The sequence below is a fragment of the Gimesia chilikensis genome, assembly GCF_008329715.1.
Classification (GTDB): Bacteria; Planctomycetota; Planctomycetia; order Planctomycetales; family Planctomycetaceae; genus Gimesia; species Gimesia chilikensis.
Map to the genome: position 1 here is coordinate 296,325 of NZ_VTSR01000001.1, position 22,233 is coordinate 318,557.

At 53.4% G+C, this 22,233-nt stretch carries 15 protein-coding genes; 7 read left to right on the forward strand and 8 right to left on the reverse strand.

What is annotated here, in order from left to right; all coding sequences use genetic code 11:
• Positions 1-11: 11 nt before the first annotated feature.
• The 3 genes from FYZ48_RS01105 to FYZ48_RS01115 form a co-directional block, all read right to left on the reverse strand.
• Positions 12-1,256: a RimK family alpha-L-glutamate ligase gene (locus tag FYZ48_RS01105; protein ID WP_145038410.1), complete on the reverse strand. Its 1,245-nt coding sequence runs from the start codon at positions 1,254-1,256 to the stop codon at positions 12-14.
• A gap of 46 nt (positions 1,257-1,302) precedes the next feature.
• Complete coding sequence (locus tag FYZ48_RS01110) at positions 1,303-1,785, reverse strand: ATP-dependent zinc protease family protein (protein WP_197993886.1); 483 nt, start codon at positions 1,783-1,785, stop codon at positions 1,303-1,305.
• Between the two features lie 308 nt (positions 1,786-2,093).
• Positions 2,094-2,819: a PDZ domain-containing protein gene (locus tag FYZ48_RS01115; RefSeq protein WP_198422166.1), complete on the reverse strand. Its 726-nt coding sequence runs from the start codon at positions 2,817-2,819 to the stop codon at positions 2,094-2,096.
• Positions 2,820-3,169: 350 nt separating this feature from the next.
• Here FYZ48_RS01115 and FYZ48_RS01120 point away from each other — a divergent pair, with 350 nt between their 5' ends.
• Positions 3,170-4,840 (forward strand): arylsulfatase, encoded by a 1,671-nt coding sequence (locus FYZ48_RS01120; RefSeq protein WP_149336638.1) that lies wholly within the window; start codon positions 3,170-3,172, stop codon positions 4,838-4,840.
• Positions 4,841-4,928: 88 nt separating this feature from the next.
• Here the strand turns inward: FYZ48_RS01120 and FYZ48_RS29135 are convergent, their stop codons facing one another.
• Positions 4,929-6,695: a protocadherin gene (locus tag FYZ48_RS29135; RefSeq protein ID WP_187781815.1), complete on the reverse strand. Its 1,767-nt coding sequence runs from the start codon at positions 6,693-6,695 to the stop codon at positions 4,929-4,931.
• Between the two features lie 57 nt (positions 6,696-6,752).
• Entirely contained in the window at positions 6,753-7,733 is a 981-nt protein-coding gene (locus FYZ48_RS01130; protein ID WP_149336640.1) for a YybH family protein, read from the reverse strand.
• A 305-nt stretch (positions 7,734-8,038) separates the two neighbouring features.
• Here FYZ48_RS01130 and mprF point away from each other — a divergent pair, with 305 nt between their 5' ends.
• The 5 genes from mprF to FYZ48_RS01155 all read left to right on the forward strand — a co-directional run bounded on the left by mprF (position 8,039) and on the right by FYZ48_RS01155 (position 16,308).
• Complete coding sequence (gene mprF, locus FYZ48_RS01135) at positions 8,039-10,606, forward strand: bifunctional lysylphosphatidylglycerol flippase/synthetase MprF (protein WP_149336643.1); 2,568 nt, start codon at positions 8,039-8,041, stop codon at positions 10,604-10,606.
• The gene (locus tag FYZ48_RS01140; RefSeq protein ID WP_149336645.1) at positions 10,590-12,656 is read left to right on the forward strand and encodes a glycogen debranching protein; all 2,067 of its coding nucleotides are present in this window, start codon (positions 10,590-10,592) and stop codon (positions 12,654-12,656) included. The genes mprF and FYZ48_RS01140 overlap by 17 nt, the downstream gene beginning before the upstream one ends.
• Before the next feature lie 260 nt (positions 12,657-12,916).
• Entirely contained in the window at positions 12,917-14,194 is a 1,278-nt protein-coding gene (locus FYZ48_RS01145; protein WP_149336647.1) for an FAD-dependent oxidoreductase, read from the forward strand.
• A 112-nt stretch (positions 14,195-14,306) separates the two neighbouring features.
• Positions 14,307-15,323: a prenyltransferase/squalene oxidase repeat-containing protein gene (locus FYZ48_RS01150; RefSeq protein WP_149336650.1), complete on the forward strand. Its 1,017-nt coding sequence runs from the start codon at positions 14,307-14,309 to the stop codon at positions 15,321-15,323.
• Between the two features lie 136 nt (positions 15,324-15,459).
• On the forward strand, positions 15,460-16,308 hold the full coding sequence (locus FYZ48_RS01155) for a DUF6159 family protein (protein ID WP_149336652.1): 849 nt from the start codon (positions 15,460-15,462) through the stop codon (positions 16,306-16,308).
• Between the two features lie 31 nt (positions 16,309-16,339).
• Here the strand turns inward: FYZ48_RS01155 and FYZ48_RS01160 are convergent, their stop codons facing one another.
• Entirely contained in the window at positions 16,340-17,188 is an 849-nt protein-coding gene (locus FYZ48_RS01160) for a glycerophosphodiester phosphodiesterase (protein WP_149336654.1), read from the reverse strand.
• Positions 17,189-17,424: 236 nt separating this feature from the next.
• Here FYZ48_RS01160 and FYZ48_RS01165 point away from each other — a divergent pair, with 236 nt between their 5' ends.
• Positions 17,425-19,416 (forward strand): serine hydrolase, encoded by a 1,992-nt coding sequence (locus FYZ48_RS01165; RefSeq protein ID WP_187781816.1) that lies wholly within the window; start codon positions 17,425-17,427, stop codon positions 19,414-19,416.
• Positions 19,417-19,433: 17 nt separating this feature from the next.
• On the opposite strand, the gene FYZ48_RS01170 is transcribed toward FYZ48_RS01165, so the two are convergent.
• Together FYZ48_RS01170 and FYZ48_RS01175 are read right to left on the reverse strand one after the other, a co-directional pair.
• Positions 19,434-20,537 (reverse strand): alpha/beta hydrolase family protein, encoded by a 1,104-nt coding sequence (locus FYZ48_RS01170; protein ID WP_242022289.1) that lies wholly within the window; start codon positions 20,535-20,537, stop codon positions 19,434-19,436.
• Between the two features lie 60 nt (positions 20,538-20,597).
• Positions 20,598-21,848 carry a right-handed parallel beta-helix repeat-containing protein gene (locus FYZ48_RS01175; RefSeq protein WP_149336658.1) on the reverse strand — a complete coding sequence of 417 codons (1,251 nt, stop codon included), beginning with the start codon at positions 21,846-21,848 and terminating at the stop codon, positions 20,598-20,600.
• Positions 21,849-22,233: the final 385 nt, after the last annotated feature.

Here is a 22,233-nt window from a genome sequence, read left to right on the forward strand (position 1 = left end):
TAACGTCAGCCTTATTCAGTGCCTGAGGCATCGCTTGCTCCGTGCCCGGCTTCCGAGAGCACCTCTTCAGCCACCGGCAGATCCGGCAAATCCATGACTTTGGGCCGCCTCTTACGACGGGTTTTAGCAGGAATCAGATCCCGCATGAAGTCGAGTTTTCCAAAACAGAGCAGCCGGTCGTTGGACTCCAGTACCCGATCTGAACGGGGGTTGGGGATCACCGTTGTCCCGCGATAGAGCGTCAGGACGTTGATATCCTTATCTCTCAAGCCGGAAGCCTGGATCGTCTTGCCCACGTATTCTGAACCTTCGGGAACATAAATTTCGGTCACGCCATATCCACGACTGACGGTGAGTCGTTGCCTGAGATCGATTTCCGGGAAATCCACCTGGGCGGCGATGTAGTCAATGATCGCCCCGGCGATGTCCAGCTGGGTACATTTTTCGATCCCTTCCAGACCGGGCGAGGAATTGACTTCCATGATCTGGGGACCGTCTTTACCCTCGAGCATATCAACGCCGGCGACCTTCAGGCCCATGATCTGAGCTGCCCGGACCGCGGTTTTACAATAGGTTTCATCGAGAATGACCGGTTCGGTCAGACCGCCACGGTGGACGTTGCTGCGGAACTCCTGCCCCTGGGCGACACGCCGCATGGCAGCCACAACACGATCCCCGACCACAAACGCCCGGATGTCGCGTCCCTTACTTTCCGCGACGAACTTCTGAATCAGCACGTTCTGCTTCTGGTTCTGCAGCAGTTCAATGATGGCCTCCGCGGACTTCACGGATTCCGCCAGCAATACACCGATCCCCTGCGTTCCTTCCAGCAGTTTGATGACAACCGGTGCGCCCCCTACCCGTTCGATTGCGGGGAGCACATCTTTTTTATCGCGAACGAATGTCGTCTGCGGAATACCGATCTGGTGCCGGCTGAGGATCTGCAGACTACGGAGTTTATCGCGGGAATTGGTGATACCGGCCGAGGTGTTGGCACAGAAAATGTCCATCTGCTCGAACTGCCTGACGACGGCGGTTCCGAAGTAGGTGATCGAGGCGCCGACACGTGGGAGGACCGCATCGTAATCGGAGATCGATTTCTGTCGAAAGAACAGATCGGGTTCGGCCTGCTTGAGATCGATGGCGAATTTGAGTGTGTTGAGGACCTTGACTTTAAATCCGCGGTGCTCGGCAGCTTCGCGCAGTCGCCGCGTACTGTAACATCTCGGGCTGCACGACAGGATTGCCAGTTTCATGAGTTATCCTTTTCTAACCTGAGTCTGCAATAATAGAAGACTGCACTCAGGTTCGTTTCTCTCGAGGAGGCTTACCGCCATAGTAAGATTTACCCGCATCCACAAAAAAACGCTGACGGAACGCCTCGCGTCCGAGCAGCATTCGGAAGCCCATTTCATCCCGATTCGCAAGAGTCAGTTCGACGGGCCAGTTGAAGCCGAGAAGTTCGATGTTGGTCACAATGACAGGTCGCATGGTTGCCTTGCCACTGGAACTGCGAACCGAGCGATATTCGAAGATGCGAGCTTCAGCTTCGACGACTTCGTGTGTCCGGCGCTGGACAGGATGTACCTTGAAGCGAATCCATTCCTCCTGATCCCGCTCAAACCGATGCAGGTCATAAGCATGCAACGATGAGGAACGTGCGCCCGTATCAACTTTGGCTTTGATCAGGCCAATTCCCAGATCTGGAAGACTGATCCATTCACGCCAACCAATGACTGTAGGATCAGATTTTTGTTTTTTCTTGCTTTGCAGTGTCTTCCTCACTTCGCTGCATCGCCTCCTTTGCGTTATTCAAGGGATCAATGTTGGTCTATTTTACAAGACTTTGAATGTGATCGCCAGTAAAGCCGCCTGAATTCAGCGATTTCCGGCTTTGAATTTGTCTTTTATACGAAAACGCTGGACAAACCCGCGGGTGAATCTCTCCCTCTGATCCGATTAGTTTCTCTGAAGTAGCTATTCGAATTCGACGTGAAAGTCCGGTTCAGACAAGTTTCTGCAGACCGGCACGAAAACAGGCGATGCCCAAGGTGAGCATCGCCTGTGAATTTTTTCGATTAAGCTTGATTCGCTTACTTATCAGAAAGACTGCCTTCGAAGTCCATGGGCATCGAAGAGTTCAGCTTGGGAGCGTACTCATAAGGAGCCGCATACTGATACTGCATCGGTGCTTTGGGATTGGCAAGATATTCATCATCGTTACCAAAGTTGGCAGCATTCGGAAACTGGGGAGTGGCGGTCCGCGGAGGATTTCCACCAGCAGGAGCGTTGATCCGCTCGGCCCAACCCAGTGTCACATTGACTTTGCTGACAGCGCCCTTTTCTCCCACCTGGATTACAGAGAGAGTCACATTCTGCCCGGGCTGTGCTTTCGCCAGAAGCGCATTCAACTGACGGACGGAAGCCAGACGATGCTTACCGAACGAAAGAATGATGTCGTATTTCATCAGCCCTGCATTGTCGGCTGGTGAGCCGGGAGCGACATGCATGATGACCACACCATACCCCGGATTGCCATCCAGGTTCGTTCCCACACCAGTCCACCAGTCGGGAGCACCATTAGTCAGATGAGCGGCCAGAGGACCGGAAGCATCTGTGGCAACGACCCCCAGGGTCGCTTTGTAATACTTCGAATAATGCTGATTCAGTCGCGCCTTGTGTGCTTCACTCATCAGAGCGGCGTATTTCTGGCGGGGAGACAGATTCGGATCAATACTTTGGGGAGCAGCATTGGGAGCAGATTCCTGCGCCTGTGATTCGTAGTTCACGATCAAAAAGAGTGTGAGAAGACAAAGCAAGCCCTTGCTCGTTATAGACTTCTGCAGATTCATCTTGGTAACCCTTTATCTCAAAATATGTACGAGACACATGATATTTCTGATTGCTGAGCTTCTCGATCTGAGGGCAATCAAACAATCGCCGCACTCAACGTATTTACCCTATCCTAGCTTACGCATATACCTTGTCAAACACGGATTCAGAAATATGATGATTCCAGGCAACACTCAATTATCCAGACGTCCACCAACCGGAATTCCCCGCGAAACGGCAACTGGTTCTGGAAGCCAGCCTGAGGAGTGGTTAAGCTGAGAAAAGTCGGGATCCCGTCCTCAGAACATTCTCAAGACGCTCAACAGGAAGAATCATTATGCCCTCTGCTCCCCAGGATCGAATTCCCCACTCTCTGTGCGGCTTAACCTGTCTGCTGCTGGCACTGCTGCTCCCTCTGGATCCTCTGTCCGCAGCCCAGCGACCTAATATCCTGCTCATCGTCGCCGACGATCTGGGATATTCCGACCTTGGTTGTTTTGGTGGAGAAATTGAAACACCGCAACTCGACTCGCTGGCAAAAGAGGGGGTGCGGCTGACTCAGTTCTACAACACCGGACGCTGCTGTCCTTCTCGCGGATCGATCATGACCGGGCAATACCCGCATCGCGTCGGACTGGGACACATGACTCGGAACCTGAATCAGCGCGGTTACCAGGGACATCTCGACGATCAGGCGATCACGATTGCCCAGATTTTACAGCAGGGTGGCTACCGCACCTTTCTCTCAGGAAAATGGCACCTCGGAACAGAAGATCCGACCAAGCACGGCTTTGAAGAATTTTATGGGACGCTGGTCAGCGCCAAAACGTTCTGGGACGTCGATCATTTCACCCGTCTCCCCGCGACCCGCGATACGCATACTTATCCTAAGGGAGAGTTCTACGGGACAGATGCCCTGGGGGACTATGCCATTGATTTCATGCGGATGGGCCGACGTAATCCCGAACAGCCCTGGTTCCTCTACCTCGCATTCAACGCCCCGCACTTCCCACTGCATGCCCCGAAAAAGGAAATCGATAAATACGCAGATCGCTACCACATCGGCTGGGATCAGGTTCGGCAACAGCGGCTGGCACGCATGAAAAAGCTGGGAATCGTACCTGAAGAAACCAAACTTTCGCCGCGATCCCGTTACTGGGACTGGGGAGAAGCCGAAGCACGCGTCAACCCGGCCTGGGATACGCTCCCTACTGACCGCCGCGGGGATCTGGCACGCCGCATGGCAATCTTTGCTGCGATGGTCGATCGTCTGGATCAGAATGTAGGACGCGTATTAACCAGCCTGCGCCAGAACAACGAGTTGGAGAACACGCTGATCATCTTCACGTCAGATAACGGAGCCTGTGCCGAGTGGGATCCGTTTGGCTTTGATATCCGATCCAGTCGCAATAACACACTCTACTGGGGTGATCAGCTTGATCGCATGGGGGGCCCGGATACGCATCACAGTGTAGGTTCCGGCTGGGCTAATGCCTCCAACACCCCCTGGCGTCTCTACAAGCATTATAATCACGAAGGAGGCATCGCCTCGCCAGGGATCGTCCACTGGCCTGCCGGTGTGAAGCAGTCCGGCAAAATCATCTCCACGCCAGCGCACATTATAGACATTGTTCCCACCCTGCTGGAGGCAGCCCAGGTCGAATACCCGGAAAGCTGGGACAGCTCGCCGACGATTCCCTTGCCGGGACGCAGCCTGCTGCCGTTACTTCAGGGCCAACCTCAATCCGAACGGACTCTCTACTTCGAGCACCAGGGAAACCGGGCGATTCGCGAGGGACGCTGGAAACTGGCCGCCACCCGAGGCGGCCCCTGGGAGTTGTATGATGTCTCCCATGATCGGACCGAGTTGAACGATCTTGCTAAAACGGAACCGGAACGGGTTCAGCAACTTTCCCGGAAGTGGGACCAGTGGGCACAGGAGAACTTCGTACTTCCCTTCCCTCAGGACTACCGCATCGATTACCTGGCACCGCTGCAGAAACCGTAGTCTTTCCCAATTCAGCGCATAAAAAACCGAACTGGCCACGTTGACCAGTTCGGTTGCAGGTTATTCATACAGAGTCAAACTACGACAGTTAGTTCCCTGAAGTAGAGGTGCTGCTCCCGTCGGTGTTCTTATCTTTCTGATCCAGACGAACCATCAACCATTGCTCGGTCTTTTCCTTGCCGATGTGAACCAGCAAGGGTGCTTCGTCTTTCGTGAGGTTATAGATCCCCGTGTCGTAGACCGTGTTTTTATCGTCGCCGACAGTCCAGGCTGCCCGCTGAGTCTTTTTATCGACCGAGCCCTGAATCTGCTGCGTCTTCTTAGTCTTGGTATCGGTGAAATTCCCTCTCAGGATTCCATCCTTGTTCACAGCCAGTTCGACCACATTGTCCGACTTGGTTTCCCCCGTCGGTGAGAGTGCGAAGACTCCTAACGGCATCCATTTCCCCTGGTCACTGACATCCGCCGAAGCACCGGCCTGAGCCAGTTGGCTGGCCTGCTGAGTGTACTCTTCAGCGGTTCCCACATCCTGATTATTAACGTAGACGCTGTTGTCCTGGTAGACCACGTTATTCCCGTAGTCATAGTAGACCGGCTGCATGTTCGACCAGGCAAACCAGTCCATCATCGCCCCCCACGTACAGACCGTCCAGGCGTAGCCAGCAGGCCAACCGGGAGCATACCAGACACCGGGGTGAGCAGCATACCAGCCGGGATAATACATTCCCCAGCCATAAAAACCGCCACGAATCACGGCACCGTGATAGTAACGTGTCGAAGGCGGGACATGCACGAAGCCGGCAGCATAACCGCCATTCGGTCCATGGACGATACCACCTGCGGTACCACCTCCGCCGGGACCACGCACAACGCCTCCCGCGGCACCACCACCATTCGGACCGACAACCCGGCCGCCCGCAGCGGAGCCGCCATCACGACCGACGACGCGTCCGCCGGCCGCACTGCCCCCATCCGGGCCAACGACTTTCCCGCCGGCCGCGGATGCTCCACCGGGGCCGACAACACGACCACCGGTAGCAGAACCACCATTGTTACCCGTAATGCTTCCGCCCGCGGCATGACCTCCGTCAGGACCAATCGCGCCACCGCCTGAAATGGTATTTCCCCGCGGCCCGGTATAGCTGCCTTCACCGGCGATTCCACCATTTGGTCCGTGGTAGACATTACCGGAACCAGAGCCGTTAGCAATCGAACTGTTTACAGTATTGCGACCAGTAAAATCCTGCACTTGGGGATGCGAGTTGGTGACTGCGTTATGACCGGCGTCTGAAGGGAGCCCCAGAAAATTATCCAGGCCCTGACGCGTCGGTCGCTGGTTGAAATTCATGTTACTCATATTGAGCGAACCATCGTTACGCAGACCACGGCCACCATCCAGCTGATTCAGGTTGCCCCGATTGAACTGACCGTTGTTGAAGCGGTTCAGGTTATCGCCATTCATCCGGTCACCCGAACGGACCGAGTTCATGAAATTAGAGTCAAAGCCGGTTTTATCGTTGAAGCGGCCAGGTTGATCGAAGCGACTTCCGTAATTCGAGAAGCGGCTGCCATCAAAATTACCGCCACCTAAATTGCCACCACCAAAGTTACCACCATTGAAATTGCGACCACCGCCTCCGAAATTACCTCCACCGAAGTTACCGCCGCTGAAGTTACGGGCACCTCCGCCAAAACCGCCTCCGCCTCCGAAGCCACCACCTCCGCCGCCGCGAAAACCGCCTCCACCGCCACCATGGAAACCACCGCCACCAAATCCGCGGGCCCAGGCAACAGACAAATCAGCCGACACGAAACTCAGGGCTGTGACTGCGATGAGACTGATAAAAATTCTCATACCATTTATCCTCAACTAAAATGTTTAATTATCTTAAATCAAAGTGCCGTATCGAGCCTATTGTCGTCGGGAAACAACCTCGAGTGCATCGGGCAGTTCCGCACCATTCACTGTCCGATTCACAGATTGCCAGCGGCAGCCGTTCTTATCGATTTTGGTAATGACATTGTTGGCACTGGTCAGCATGCCGTCTGCAGTCACACCCCGCGATTCAATCACCCATCCGTTCTCGACGGGAGCCCAGATTCCAATCGCATGACTGCCATCGGTGTTGAAGGTCCAAGACATGATGTCCCCCGTAAGCGGGTCCACGCCGATGATCTGTGTGCCCATCACTTGCGGCTTATCGCCGGACAGGGTCTGTGCAGTAAAAGTGCGTTCGATAAATTTGTTACCCGGCATCCAGCGATAGACGGTCTTGAGTGTCACCCCCACATCCTCAGCTTCCCAGCTGCCGATGAGCCATTCCAGATCCTTCAGGTTCACCTGCGTCGCCGGGGGAATCAGATTCGATTCCTTCACGCTGACCATTTTCCACTTCCCATTCTGCCTGACGTGGGTCGCGGTATATTGACTGTAGTCTGTAGTCCCTTCGGGAACTGCCACCATGGTGCGGCCCTCTTCAATTGCCAGGTCATCACCGATCTGGCGAACGGAATCAACCGAGATCTGAATTTGTGCCTTTTTGTTCGCTTTGAAGTAAGCTGCATATGCTTTCTGAATCGCCGGGCGGCCTACCAGTCGCATGCCGCTGGCTTCCACATATTCCCCTTCGGGTGCCCAGAAGGAAGCGACTTTCTCTGCATTCCCCGCGTCAAATGCTTTCTTGAACTCCACCGCGACTTTGCGAATAGCCTGTTCGGCCGCCGATGGTTTTGACTTGGTTTCAGCAGCGGGTGCTTTCTCAACTGCCTCCGCTTCACCAGAGACAAGAGTCCGCTGAAATTGCGCAGACGATACAGTACAGTCCAGCAGCAGACCGGCAGATAACACAGAGAAAAAGAGCCCCCAGCGGGCCAGGTGCGGAGAGAGATTCATCCTGATGTCTTTCAGAAAGGAGTTCGCGTTTGCTTAGATTGTGAGAGAGTTTACCCGCTGTTCAGCAACCAACAGCGCCTGGTTTTATTCTATTCCTGTCTATTCAATAATGCACGTATAATCTATGATCTCTTCGAGAAAATTCATGAGCCGTTCACTGTAACGGAGTAATTCTCTGACTCACTACGACCATGACGCCAGGATAGATAAAAATATTCTCATCTGTCGTTCTGTCGAAAGGCCTTTAAGCCAAAAATTAACATTGTTCAGACCGTGATATCAGCCCCTGTGAATAAGACCCCTTGATGCTGCATCGCCTTAAACAACTCGCTCCGTTGCTGGTGATTACCATCTTTGTGGGAGCCATCTGGCTGCTGGTCAGGGAGCTGAAACATTACAACATCCACGATATCCGCTCGGCTGTAGTGCAGATTCCCGCCTGGCGACTCTGGGCAGCCGGGGGCTTGACCGTTCTCAATTACGTCTTGCTGATTGGTTATGACTATCTGGCAGTGCGGGCAATTCAGCATCCACTTTCTCTAGGGAAAATCTCGCTGGCTTCCTTTACCGGTTTTGTCACCAGCTACAATTTCGGTGCCCTGCTGGGAGGGACCTCGGTTCGCTATCGTCTTTATTCCGCCTGGGGTTTGACGGCGATGGAAATTCTGCAGCTGATGCTCATGCTGGGAACGACTTACTGGGTTGGCGTGTTTGCACTGGCCGGGGTCGTTTTTCTTTCCCATCCTTTCCCGATCCCCGCATCGTTACACCTTCCCTTTTCCAGTGTTCAACCACTGGGGGGAATGTTACTGGCTGTTGCGATTGTTTATGCCTCGCTGACACTTATCCGCAAATCACCCATCCGGGTCAAAGGCATTGAACTGCGTCTGCCCAGCACCAGGATGACCTTATTACAGCTAGCCGTCTCGGCAGGAGACCTGCTGCTGGTCGCCGCGATCGTGTATATCCTGCTCGCGCATAACCTCACCATTGGCTACGGCGAGTTTCTGGGGATCTTCCTGATGGCAACAGTGACGGTGGTACTTTCCCATGTACCAGGAGGAGTCGGCGTCTTTGAACTGGTAATTCTCACACTCGTCGCCTCCCCTTCTTCGGCTAAGATCCTGGCGGGGTTACTGGTCTTCCGAGTGATTTACTACCTGATCCCCCTGTTTTTCGCCGTGATTTTAATGGGTCTGCATGAGCTCTCCCTCAACCGCGGCCTGGCACAACGTACTCTGCAGCAGGCGAATCGCTGGTCGGCGGCGATCGCCCCCCTGATTCTTTCCTGGTGCACGCTGCTGGCGGGGGCAGTCCTGCTCTTTTCGGGTGCCACCCCCATCGTCACAGCCCGCCTGGGTCACCTGCAGCAGACGCTCCCCCTGCCCCTGGTCGAGATTTCACACTTCCTGGGGAGTCTGATCGGAGCGGCCCTGCTGGTCCTGGCCCGGGGACTCCAGCGGCGACTCGATTCGGCCTGGTGGCTGATTACCGGCCTGCTGAGCCTGGGGATCCTGGTCTCTCTTCTGAAAGGCTTCGACTTTGAAGAAGCGATTCTGTTGGGCATCATTCTACTGGCCCTGCTCCTCAGCCGCCGACAGTACTACCGTAAAGGAACTCTGATTCACGACCGCTTCAGTCTTCCCTGGGCAGCCACCATCCTGAGCATCGTACTCTGTTCGCTCTGGCTTGGACTGTTTGCCTATCGGAACATCGAATATTCCCACGAACTCTGGTGGGCGTTTACAATCAAAGGTGACGCTTCACGTTTCATGCGGGGCAGCATCGGTGCGATCTCGGTGGTGTTGCTCTTCTCCATTGCGAAATTAACCTCCGCACAGCGTCCCCAGGCACACCCGCCGACCACGGACGAACTGGCGCTGGTCAGGCAACTCGTGACAGCTTCACCAGTCACGTCCACACGCCTGGCATTACTGGGAGATAAATCCCTGCTGTTCAATCCACAGCAGACAGCGTTCATTATGTATGGCATTCAGAAACGGTCCTGGATCAGCCTGGGAGATCCTGTCGGACCCGAAGCGGAACGGGCCGAACTGGTCTGGCAGTTTCGCGAACTTGTGGACCTCTACGATGGATGGCCCGTCTTCTACCAGATCAGACCGGAAAACCTCTCAATTTATCTCGACCAGGGATTGACCATCCTCAAACTGGGCGAAGAGGCACGGGTCCCTTTAACCGAGTTTGAACTCTCCGGCGGTAAACGACGAAAGCTCCGTCAGGCGATCAATCACTGTGAACAGGCAGAATGTGAATTCACCATCATCCCCAGGGAGCAGGTTCCTGCCATCCTTCCGGAACTGAAACGGATCTCTGATGACTGGCTGCAGTCTAAGAGTACGAAGGAAAAAGGGTTTTCCCTCGGTTACTTTGACGAAACCTATCTGTCGCAGTTCCCGATTGCTGTCGTCAAACAACGGGGAACGATCATTGCCTTCACCAACATTCTGGAAGGCGCCGACAAAGAAGAGCTCTCAGCCGATCTGATGCGCTACGATCAGACAGCGCCCCCGGGTGTGATGGAATACCTGTTTGTGAAACTGATGCTCTGGGGACAGACTGCAGGTTATACCTGGTTCAATTTCGGTATGGCTCCCCTTTCCGGAATCGAAAGTCGTCCGCTGTCCCCCGTCTGGAACCGGACGGCGAACTTGATCTTCCGCTATGGCGATCACTTCTACCGTTTTGAAGGTTTGCGCAGCTACAAAGAAAAATTTGATCCGGTCTGGACTCCCAAGTACCTCGCAGCGCCCGGCGGACTGGCACTACCTCAGATCTTACGAGACCTGGTTGCCTTGATTGGTAAACCCCACACTGATTCGATCCGGAGATCGCACGATGGACCACTGGGATAAAAGAGAAGGCTCTCCCGTACATTTGGGAGAAACCTGGGTTCCCTCAGAGAACGCTTATAACTTCGCCATCTATTCGAAACACGCCGAAGAGGTGAAGCTGCTCTTCTTCACCGAGGACAATCTGTTCGAACCGGTCTTCGAATTTGCGTTCGACTATCTGCGCAATAAATCTGCTGAAATCTGGCACTGCCGGATTCCCAAAGAGAAGATCAAATCTGCAAAATACTACGCTTACCAGATCGACGGTCCCGCGCCGGATGGCATTTATGACTGGCATGCCTTTGATCCGGATAAGCTGCTGTTCGACCCCTACTCCCACAACCTCTTCTTCCCTCCACTGTTTGATCGTCAGCGGGCCTGCCTGCCGGGCTCCAACATCGGACATGCCCCGCTCTCGGTATTACAGTCGATTGAGTGCGCCTTTAACTGGGATGACGACCAGCATATCCATCACACTTCTGACCTGGTCATCTACGAGATGCACGTCAAGGGGTTTACCAGGCGTGAGAACTCCGGAGTTTCGGCTGACGCCCGGGGAACGTTTGCAGGCGTGATTGAAAAAATCCCGTATCTGCTGGAACTGGGAGTGACCGCGGTTGAACTGATGCCCGTCTATCAGTTCGACGACGACGATGGTAATTACTGGGGATACATGCCCCTGGGCTTCTTCGCGCCGCATGATGCGTACTGCAAATCAGACGACACCTGCGAACGCCACATCGAATTTTGTGAAATGGTCAAGGCCCTGCACACAGCCGGCATCGAAGTCATTCTGGATGTGGTTTACAACCATACCGGCGAGGGAAACGAACAGGGCCCCACCTACAGTTTCAAAGGTATCGACAACACTACTTATTACACGTTGACCAATAATCCCCAAGATCCGTTCGCCAATTATTCGGGATCGGGCAACACGCTGCATACCGCCAACCGGGCCGTCCGCAAGATGATCGTCGACAGCATGCACTACTGGGTCAAGGAGATGCATGTAGACGGGTTCCGTTTTGACCTGGCCAGCATCCTCACCCGCAGACTGGATGGGAGCATTGATGAATCGAACCCGACCACGATTGGACAGATTGGTTCAGACAATACCCTGACGGACCGCCGCTTCATCGCAGAGCCCTGGGATGCCGCGGGAGAGTTTCAGCTCGGCTCCCGTTTTCCCGGTCATCGCTGGATGCAATGGAATGCCGCCTACCGTGATACCGTACAACAGTTCGTGCGAGGGGATGCCGGAAAAGTCGCGGACCTCATGACGCGCATCTACGGCAGTTGTGACCTGTTCCCCGATGACTGCCTGCACGCCCTGCGACCTTATCAGAGCGTCAACTATATCACTTCGCATGACGGCTTCACTCTGTATGATCTGGTCTCGTATAACAACAAACAGAACTGGGCCAACGGTCACAACAATACCGATGGCACCAACGATTACAGTTGGAACTGCGGCTGGGAAGGGGCAGACGCGCCTCCCGAAGTCGAACAGCTTAGAAAGCAGCAGGCCAAAAACCTGTTTGCGCTGTTGATGGTCTCTAACGGCTCGCCCATGTTTCGTATGGGTGACGAATTCCTGCAAACCCAGGGCGGCAACAACAACCCGTACAACCAGGACAACGAAACGACCTGGCTCGACTGGGATCGACTTGAGACACACCAGGATTTCTTTCGTTTCGTCAAACTGATGATCGCCTTCCGAAAACGGCACTCAACAGTCTGCCGTTCCCATTTCTGGAGAGAAGATGTAAAATGGTACGGAGTCACACGCTATGTCGATCTGACGCCTGCCGCGAAAACACTGGCGTTCTGTCTGCATGGTCAGAGTGAAGCGGACGTCGATTTGTATGTTATGATCAATGCTGCCGCCAACACCTGCATTTTTGGAATTCATGAAGGAACTCCCGGAGAATGGCAGCGGGTGGTCGACACGGCCCTGCCCAGCCCGGAAGATGTGCTGGAACCAGAGTCCCTGAAGCCGGTTTCCGCAGCAACCTATGATGTGCAGGCACGGTCGGTTGTGATTCTGATCAGGCAAAAGCGTATCTTATAAATAATCACTCTTCAGCTGCGAAAGATGAGACGAAATATGGAAGGTTATGCTCAAGTCATCGGCAGTCTGATGATTCTCTTCGTCATTGTGATCATCTCCCGCCGAAGCTTTAAACGGAAACCTGTGTCAGATTCACAGCCCCCACAGAATCAGGCGACCGAACAACCGCCTTCAGATTCGGATCAAAATACAACTTAAATCTGCTTCGCGCTCAGTATTACCCGCCAGGATGCAATTCTTTTTACAGGAGGTTACGGGCCATGGATGAGTTTCAGCCACCGTCAAGCGGTGCTTCGATTACAACTCGCTGTTGTGTTGTCGGCGGAGGGCCAGCGGGATTATTTCTCGGCTATCTGCTGGGGCGGGCCGGCGTAGAAGTCATCGTACTGGAAAAACACAAAGACTTTCTGCGTGACTTTCGTGGCGATACCATTCATCCTTCCACACTCGAACTGATGCATGAACTGGGCCTGCTCGATGAATTTCTGAGCATCGCGGACAAACACTTCGAATCTCTGAAACTCAATTTTGAAGGGCAGGATGTCGAAGGGCCTTACTTCACACATCTGCCGACCAAATGCAAATTCATCACCTTTGCACCACAGTGGGATTTCCTGAATATGCTGGCCCGGCATGCCGCTGAATTCCCCAACTTCCAGGTACACATGCAGTCGAAAGCCACCGGCCTGCTCTTTGAAGGAGACCAGGTTGTAGGCGTGAAGGTGGAAGGAGTGAATGGAGAATATGAAATCCGAGCCGATCTTGTCGTCGGTGCCGACGGCCGAGGCTCGGACATGCGCCACGAAGCAGGTGTCGAAATCGTCGAAAAAGGGATTCCGATCGACGTACTCTGGTTCAGAGTCAGTAAGGAAGGCGAAGTCACCGACAACACACTGGCCCGCATTCGAGATGGGAGAATGTTAATCACCATCGACCGCGGAGACTACTTCCAGACCGGGATGATCATTCACAAAGGTTCCTTCGATGACTTGAAGCAGGAAGGCCTCGAAGCCTTTCGCAAACGGGTCGTCGATATTCTGCCCGCCCTCTCTGATGGCATCAACGACATCGACTCGTGGGATAAGGTCCGTCTGCTGACCGTGCAGTTGAATCATATTACCAACTGGGCGCGTCCGGGGCTGCTGTTCATTGGAGACGCGGCCCATGCGATGTCCCCTGTGGGGGGTGTTGGTGTCAACCTCGCAGTTCAGGATGCGGTCGCAGCAGCCAACATCCTGGCGGACCCACTCTATAATGGAACCCTGACTCTGTCAGATCTGAAGCGGGTACAACAGCGGCGTGAACCACCGGCTCTCCATATGCAGCGTCTGCAGGTCTTTGCACACCAACGACTGTTCGGCGGTAGCAGCGTCCCCGGTAAACCGATCTCAATTTCCTGGCCGTTACGAAAAATCGCCGGGCTGCTTGCCCCGATTCTCAGACGTAAAGCTGGAAAGATCATCGGACTCGGTTTACTGCAGGAGCATATCGAATGCCCCAGCCGCGCCCCTCGCCCTGCAGAAGCGCCAGTAAAATAAACCTGTTCTAAGGGAAGTCCTCCTGTATAGGGAATCTGCTGGAAACGGCATCCCCATGACTGCTACAATCGAGCAGTACACGATCAAAGTCCGTTCCCTGTGAAGGAGCAACATGTACCGTTCGATTCTGCAGGCATGCGTCTGCTGTCTCATCCTGAATCTCGCACTCTTATCGCCAGCCGGTGAATCCACTCCCGATCCGGCTCTGGTCCGGTCAGCCATTTCTCGTTCCATCCCCCTCATCGAAAAAGCAGCCGCAGGTTCAGCCCGCGAACGAACCTGTTTCACCTGTCACAACCAGGCACTGGCCGTCCTGGTATTCAGTGAGGCACAGCCGCGGGGATTCAAAATCGATCAGGTCATTTTCCAGAAACAGGTCGATCACACAGCAGCTGCCCTCAGACGGGGGCTGGAAAAATATCAGGCGGGACAAGGTCAGGGAGGCGGTCCTGATATGGCTAGTTTTTCCCTCTGGACACTGGAGCTGGCAGGCAGAAAACCGGATGAAGTCACAGCAGCCGTCACAGGGTATCTGCTGGAACGCAACCGCTCCCGCAATCATTGGCTGCGTAATTCTACCCGGCCTCCCTCCATGTCCAGCGATACCAACACCAGTTATTTCGTAATACGGGCACTGAGAAATTTTGGAACCGAAGCACAACAATCCCGGATCCAGGAACGTCTCGATCAAAGCCGCGACTGGTTCCTGAAACTCAAACCGGCTTCCACCGAAGAACGGGTCTTTCAGTTAATAGCCTTCCAGGAACTCAATGTTGCAGAGTCTCGCATACAAGCGGCGGCCCGGGAACTGGCCCAGCTGCAGAATTCCGATGGGGGCTGGTCACAACTCCCCGAGATGACCAGCGACGCCTACGCGACAGGGACCGTCCTGGTGGCCCTCTTACGTTCGGGACAACTGAAGGGAAATGATCTGAGCATTCAACGCGGCATAAAATACCTGCTCGAGACTCAGAAACCGGATGGCTCCTGGTATGTGAAATCGCGTGCCAATCCATTCCAGACTTACTTCGAAACCGGCTATCCGCATGGGAAAGACCAGTTCATCTCAGTCACCGCGGCCAGTTGGGCCACCGTTGCACTACTACTGACTCTGCCGGCCGATGAATAATCTGTGAGAATCATTAGATTCGATTATGTCCGCGTGCAGCAATCTGTTATAACTCTGGGGAAGTTGCCATGAATGCAACAGTTTACGACAGCGTCATACTGAATTGTCAGCCAGATCATCAGGAGGATTCACGATCATGTTTACCCGCATCTCAAACGGATGGGCGCTCTCAAAACAAAGTTTTCACGTCTTAATGCTGGATAAAGAACTGCTGCTGTTTCCCATCATGAGTGGCATTTCCTGTCTGCTGGTCCTGGCCAGTTTTGCCCTGCCCCTCTGGAACAGTAAATATGTTGATGTCATCATGAACGATCAGCAGGCTCCGCAGGATCCGGTCGCTTATCTGATCCTGTTTGCCTTCTATTTCGTAAATTACTTCGTGATGATCTTTTTCAATTCAGCCCTGATGTCCTGTGCCATCATTCGCCTGAAGGGGGGCAATCCGGGGATCGGAGATGGTTTTAATTCCGCCCTCAACCGACTGCCGCAAATCGCCGGTTGGGCCCTGGTCAGTGCGACCGTAGGTTTCATCATCAAGATGATCGAGTCCCGCTCTGAGAGACTGGGACAGTTTGTTGCCGGTCTGCTCGGAATGGCCTGGTCGATTACGACTTATTTCGTGATCCCCGTCCTGGTAGTCGAACGGAAAAACCCCTTCGAGTCAATCAAACGCTCTGTCGGTATTCTGCGCGAGACCTGGGGCGAATCACTAGTCGCCAACTTCGGTATCGGCATGATCATGTTCCTGGTCATGATCCCACTGTTTGCAATGATTGTGGGTGGAGGCTTCTTGATCAGTTCTGGGAGCGTCGCCCTCGGTGGAGCTCTGATCGGAGTCGCCATTTTCGGTATCCTGCTGGCATCCCTGGTTTCCTCCGCCTGCCATTCGATCGTCATCGCGGCCATCTACCTCTATGCTGCTGAGGAAGAGGTCCCGGAGGTCTTCGATCACGATCTGATCGCACATGCCTTCGCTCAGAAATAGAACCGATCGATGCATCTGAAGCAGATTCGAATCAGGAACCCGGATCTGCTTCTCTCCAGATGCGACGGCACTCCAGTGGATAATCGGTCAGCATGCCTTCCACGCCAGCCGCACGGATCTGGTTCCAGACCTTTGGATTCCGACGGGCCTCCCCTGCGCCACCAAAATTAAACAGCACCTGTTTACCCTGCTGTTTGAGAGAGTCGACTTCTGACTTTTCAGGAACAAAGGTCAGCAGAAAAACATCCGGTTTTCCCTCACTGAGACGCGCTTCCAGATTCTTCCGGCTGACATTTTGTCCGACGCGAAACTTTGGATTCAACTTTTTCAGACGCTGACTCATATCAGCACTCTGATCAAAGCCAAAACAGTCGCCGAACAGATCATATTGTTCCAGCAGTTGAATCAGTTGACGTTCGCCTTCGGTATTCAGCTGCTTGATGTTCAGTGCGATCACAGTCTCGCCCCGTTTGCGATCCCTGATCAGCTTCAGAGTCTCTTCCAGAGTTGGAATCCGCGTTCCGGCGAAAGCAGGATCAAACCACTTACCAGCATCCAGCTGTTGGACCTCTGCCCAGGTGATGTCTCTGATGGAACGTTTGCCTCCGTCAGTTGTACGCTGCAGACTGTCATCGTGAATGATGACCAGTTCACCATCTTTTGTCGTTCGGATATCCAGTTCAATGCCCAACCCGAGATCCAGGCACGTTGAAAACGCGGGGAGCGTATTTTCGGGAGCATGGCGCAGCAGTCCCCGATGCGCGATTAAGATTGGATCCCCTGCGAATAAAGCCTCAGAGACGATGCTCAACGTACAGAGCAAACCAATTCCCATCATGAGATAATTCAAAGCAACGCCCTTTCCGGATTCTGTTTTCATTCGGTTCTGAGTGAGACCAGACAACCAGTTTACAGAGCCTTTCAATTAAAATCAGCCTCCCGGATTAGAATCTGCTTGAACCAGCTTCGCTGGTCCCTTTATCATCGAAAGAGTTCACATCATTATCCGCCAGCTTTCGAATGGTAACACTCATGCCTTTGAGAATCTTCCTGCTGCTCCTACTTTGTTTTACAGCCAGTTTACTGCGGGCTGCCGAAACAACTTTTGAACTGAAAATGTCTGCGTTAGAGTACCAGCGTTTTGTTTCAGGTCTCGGGAAGCAGGACCTGGCCCTCGCTGAAGTCACTGTTTTTCCAGGACAGCGATCCATCGAATTTGCAGCAATCGCCGTCCCCCGTGCTGGTCAGCGAGACTGGAAAGCACATCACGGGCTGACGATCGGTCAGCTGAATCAGAAATTAGAGGAATATGCTGCAGATGGTTTTCAACCCGTGGATATCAGCGGATGTGAACTAAGAGGCTCAGCCCGTTATGCTGTCATCTGGGAAAAGGGGGCCGCTCCCGATTTCATTTTGAAACATTCCCTCGATGATGCTGAGCTCCAGGAAACCCTGGAGACACTGAAAGAACAGGGCTATAGCCCACTTTCCCTGGATGGATTTGCTCTCCGCAATAAAGCCTCCCATGCAGGGATCTGGGTGAAACAGCAGGCAAACGCCTGGGAAGCAGAATGTAATGTCTCCGCAGACAGGTTTCCTCAAACCTACGACGAGTTTATCGCGCGTGGCTATCGCCTGGAAGAACTCTGCGGGTTCAGTATTGATAACACTCCCTTTTACCATGCCCTCTGGTCCAAAGTTTCCGGCCCGATCTGGCAGGCACGATTTCATTCTACTGCCAGTCAATTAGAGGAAGTCGACAAGAAACGCAGAACGGAGAATCTGGAACTGGCTTACCTGGATGGCTACCAGGTAAACGGCAAGACTTTTTTCAATGCCATCTGGAGAAAACCGGAGCAGAGACCTCGCATGACTCCCTCACCGATCCGCTGGCAGACCGCCGCTGACATTCCAGTTACCGGTCTGGAACAACCGGAACTCGCCTCACTGGACCAGTCAATCAAAGAGTTCCTGCTCGAATACCATCCCCCGGGTGCATCTGTCGCGGTCAGCTATCGCGGTCGCCTCGTCTATGCGCGCGGTTTTGGTTACGCCGATGTTGAGCAAAAGAAAAAGGTCCAGCCAGACAGCCAGTTTCGGATTGCCAGCCTCTCTAAGCCCATCACAGCCGTAGCCATCATGAAGCTCATCGAACAGGGAAAATTGCAACTGGACACGAAGGTCTTTTCAGTATTGAAAGATTACCAGAAGGAGCTGGCAGCTCCAGAAGTCGATTCGCGCCTGAAAGAAATCACGATTCAAAACCTGCTGAATCATACTGGAGGCTGGGACCGGGATGCCTCCTTTGACCCCATGTTTCGTTCGGTTGCTTTCGCCAGACAACTCGGCAAGCAGCCTCCCGCTGAAGCGGACGATGTGATTCGCATCATGGTACAGAAACCACTCGATTTTGCCCCTGGTGAAAAGTATGCCTACTCCAATTTTGGCTACTGCCTGCTGGGGCGAGTGATCGAAGAACTAACGGGACAGCCTTACGCAGACTATGTACAGCAGACGATCTGCCAGCCCCTGGGTATGAAACACACAGAACTCGGCAGGACGCTGCTCATCAACCGACGCCCCAATGAGGTCAAATACTACAGCGGCGATGTTGGTAGTACCGTCTATTCGAATAATACGCTCTCCGAAGTGCCGCGCCCATATGGTGCCTGGTACCTGGAAGCAATGGACTCACACGGAGGCTGGATTTCATCTGCCCCGGACCTGGTACGCTTCGCGACTGCGTTCAACCTGCCGGATGAATGCCCGATCCTGCAGGCTCCTGCACTCTCTCAGATGTTTGCCCGTCCTGAAGGGAGTGCCGGCTTCACAGAGGATGGCGTCCCCAAAGTTGCCTACTATGCCTGTGGTTGGATGGTGCGGCCAATCGACACAGCGGGCAATGCAAACCACTGGCATATGGGAGCCCTGGATGGCACTTCAACCCTGCTCGTCAGACGACTGGATCGAATCAACTGGGCCATCCTATTCAATACCCACCAGGGTGCCGACCAGAAACGACTATCAAATCTGATCGATGCCCCTATGCATCGCTGGATCAACCAGATCGAAAACTGGCCTGAAAAAGATCAGTTTCGAGAAGATTGAATCGCTTCGGTACACCTCTATTTTTTGAGGTGCCGATCAAAAAACTGGTAAGCTGTTTCACGTGTCGCGGGTGGGAAATCGTGCTGTGCCTCAGGATATGTGGCCTGCAGATTCTCTGGGTGTCCAGATAACTGATAGACCGGCTGCGCGATCCGAATCACATCTTTCACCCCCGAGACCTCAAAATTACTGTCGCTCACAGGAGCACACGCCAGAAATGCCCGTGGCGCAAAGCTGGCCACGATCTCGGTGAAATCAAATGGAACCTGATTCGGATCGTTCTGGTATTTGCTGTTGATCACCGGCATATAGCGATCACTGGTCCAGCCTTTCAGCTTTCCGCCGTAGTACTTATGGAAACGGGTGAAGCCACAGCTTGATACCAGGGCCTTGATGCGAGTATCAAAGGCCGCGGTAAACATCGTATTATGTCCCCCCAGCGAATGGCCCACACAACCGATCTGATCCGCGTCGACATAATCCAGTGACTGCAACAGATCGATGGACCGCATATTGTCGTAGATCGCCTTCATGGTCCCACTACGGTATTCGGGATGCTCCTTGAAGTCATACGGATACTCGCCGAACGAAGGATAATCGGGCGCGAGTGTAACATAGCCCCGCTCTGCCAGTTCGATCGCATACTTCAGATTGGGCAGTCCCCGGATTCCCGCCGGTTCCTCTTTTCCGATTTGCGAATTCGTCTGATGCAGGCAGAGAATGGCAGGCACTCGATGGTCGGCAGAGGCGCCTTGAGGAACAAACAGATATGCTTTGACCCGCTGTTGTAGATCGTCTGTGTGATACGAGATTTTCAGTCGCTTCACCTTGCCCAGATCGGTCTCTTCCAGCACTTTCATCTCCAGGGGCACAGGTTGCTTCGGCTGAGGCACTTCGCCCATCACCGTCTGCATATTAGACAGGATGTGCTGTCTCCGAGTTTGCCAGTCGTTCCAGTTTTTGACCGACTGTTTCTCATTATTCTGATCCAGATAGTAAGACAGATCCAGGTGCTCCCGATAAACGGGAGCAGCCTGTTCTGTCTCAGACTGCTGTTCTGCCGCCTGTAATCCGGAGAGACATCCCCACAGACACATCATCCATCCACTTAACCGCAGCATTTCTGATCCGCCTTTCTATAGAAGTTTCTCACAGATTACATTTGCCATTAATACAGACGACTACTTGGATTCCGGCTTCACCGGCTCTGCAGCCGCTTCAAGAACATGTTCCACAATCGATTCTTTCAGCAGTTTGTGGTCTGATTCGACATCGATCAGCAGGTTATTCCCGAAGATCACATGGGTCGTCGGTTCGATCACTTCCACTGCCTTGGGACGCACTGAAGAGAACAGGTTGCCGGAGACAGTAATCCCCCGAGTCTTATCCAGTGTCAGACCGGCGGCTTTGAGGTCGTTGGTGCGGCGTTTGACCATTCCTTTTCCAATGTAACTGTTGGAGAAGTTATTGCCAGTCACTGTAATCCGGCCGGACTGAGGACCAATCCACAATGCATCTTCTGCGAGCAGTGTGAATGTATTCGCACTCACAGCACAGCCATGTGCGTCCTTGAGAATAATCCCTTTTCCGTTATGCGCGATCACGTTCGCAGACATCGTAATGCCGTAGCATTCCCGGTCGAGGATGATGGCACTCCCGTTACATTCTTCAATCATGTTGGCGCTGACGATTGAGCCGTAGGTATTCTCAATGATCACGCCGTGTCGCAGGTGGTCATCCAGATTATTTCCGCTCATACACAGGTTATATCCATCGTCACAACGCAGGGCGTCCTGGTTCTCTTCAAAGTGATTCGCTGAAACCACAATATCGTGACAGCCGATCAGATTCAGTCCGACGGCCTTGTTGTATGTGATCAGACAATCCGAAACGCGGGGGTCTTCAAAACAGAAGTCCAGAAAGATTCCATCACTGCCGTGATAGCTGCTGGTTACCCCATGAATAAAGATTTCCTGCACCCACTTGGCATTGATGCCCCGCCCGCTCTTCTCATTTCCCGTCACACGAAAGTTCTGCAACTGCACACGCCAGATGCGGGGCTTCGGGTCTTTTTTCCCGTCAGGCAGTTTCATATCAGCCGGGGGGTGGATCTGAATTGCATCCAGGCCCTCTTCATTCTTGTTATGGATATGTGTTGCTCCCCCTGCACCGACCAGCATAAAATCGCCACTGGTAATCACAAGCGGTTTATCAATTTCAAATTTTCCGGGAGGCAGCATCACGATCCCCCCTTCAGAAGGTACCGCATCAATGGCTTCCTGAATTGTGGAGTAATTGATTGCGTGGATCACTGGTCGTGCACCAGCCAGTTTCGGCTCTGCCGCTCCTGCTGAAACCGGGTGGAAACTCAGCTGAAAACTGAGTGTGAAAGTCAGAATCAAAAACAGTACCGTTCGTTGTAAACACTTCATGGCAGGCAGGACCTCTCTTGAACAGAAAAGCGGATTGCAGGACTGAGGACCCAAACGACAACGTCGATCCTCACGATCAAATTGCAGGAAATCACTGAGAAAGCTCAACTTAACTTTCTTACGTAATTAGTACTATCTCAACGGAATCGATGAGGTTAGTCAAGCAGCAGGAGCCAGGCGGCGCTGAATTGATCTGTATTCAGGAGAGCCTGCTGCCCTGCTTTGAGCGTCAGGCATTACCTGTCACAATGTCGAGATCCATTCTGAGTACGATCACCTGTGATCGCGCCAGCGGCTTGTTTTTTATGCGGGGATTGCTAGAATGCGTCCCTGCGACAGTTGCAACCAGATCACATTTCAGTAACATAAGCTGAGACAACAGGTT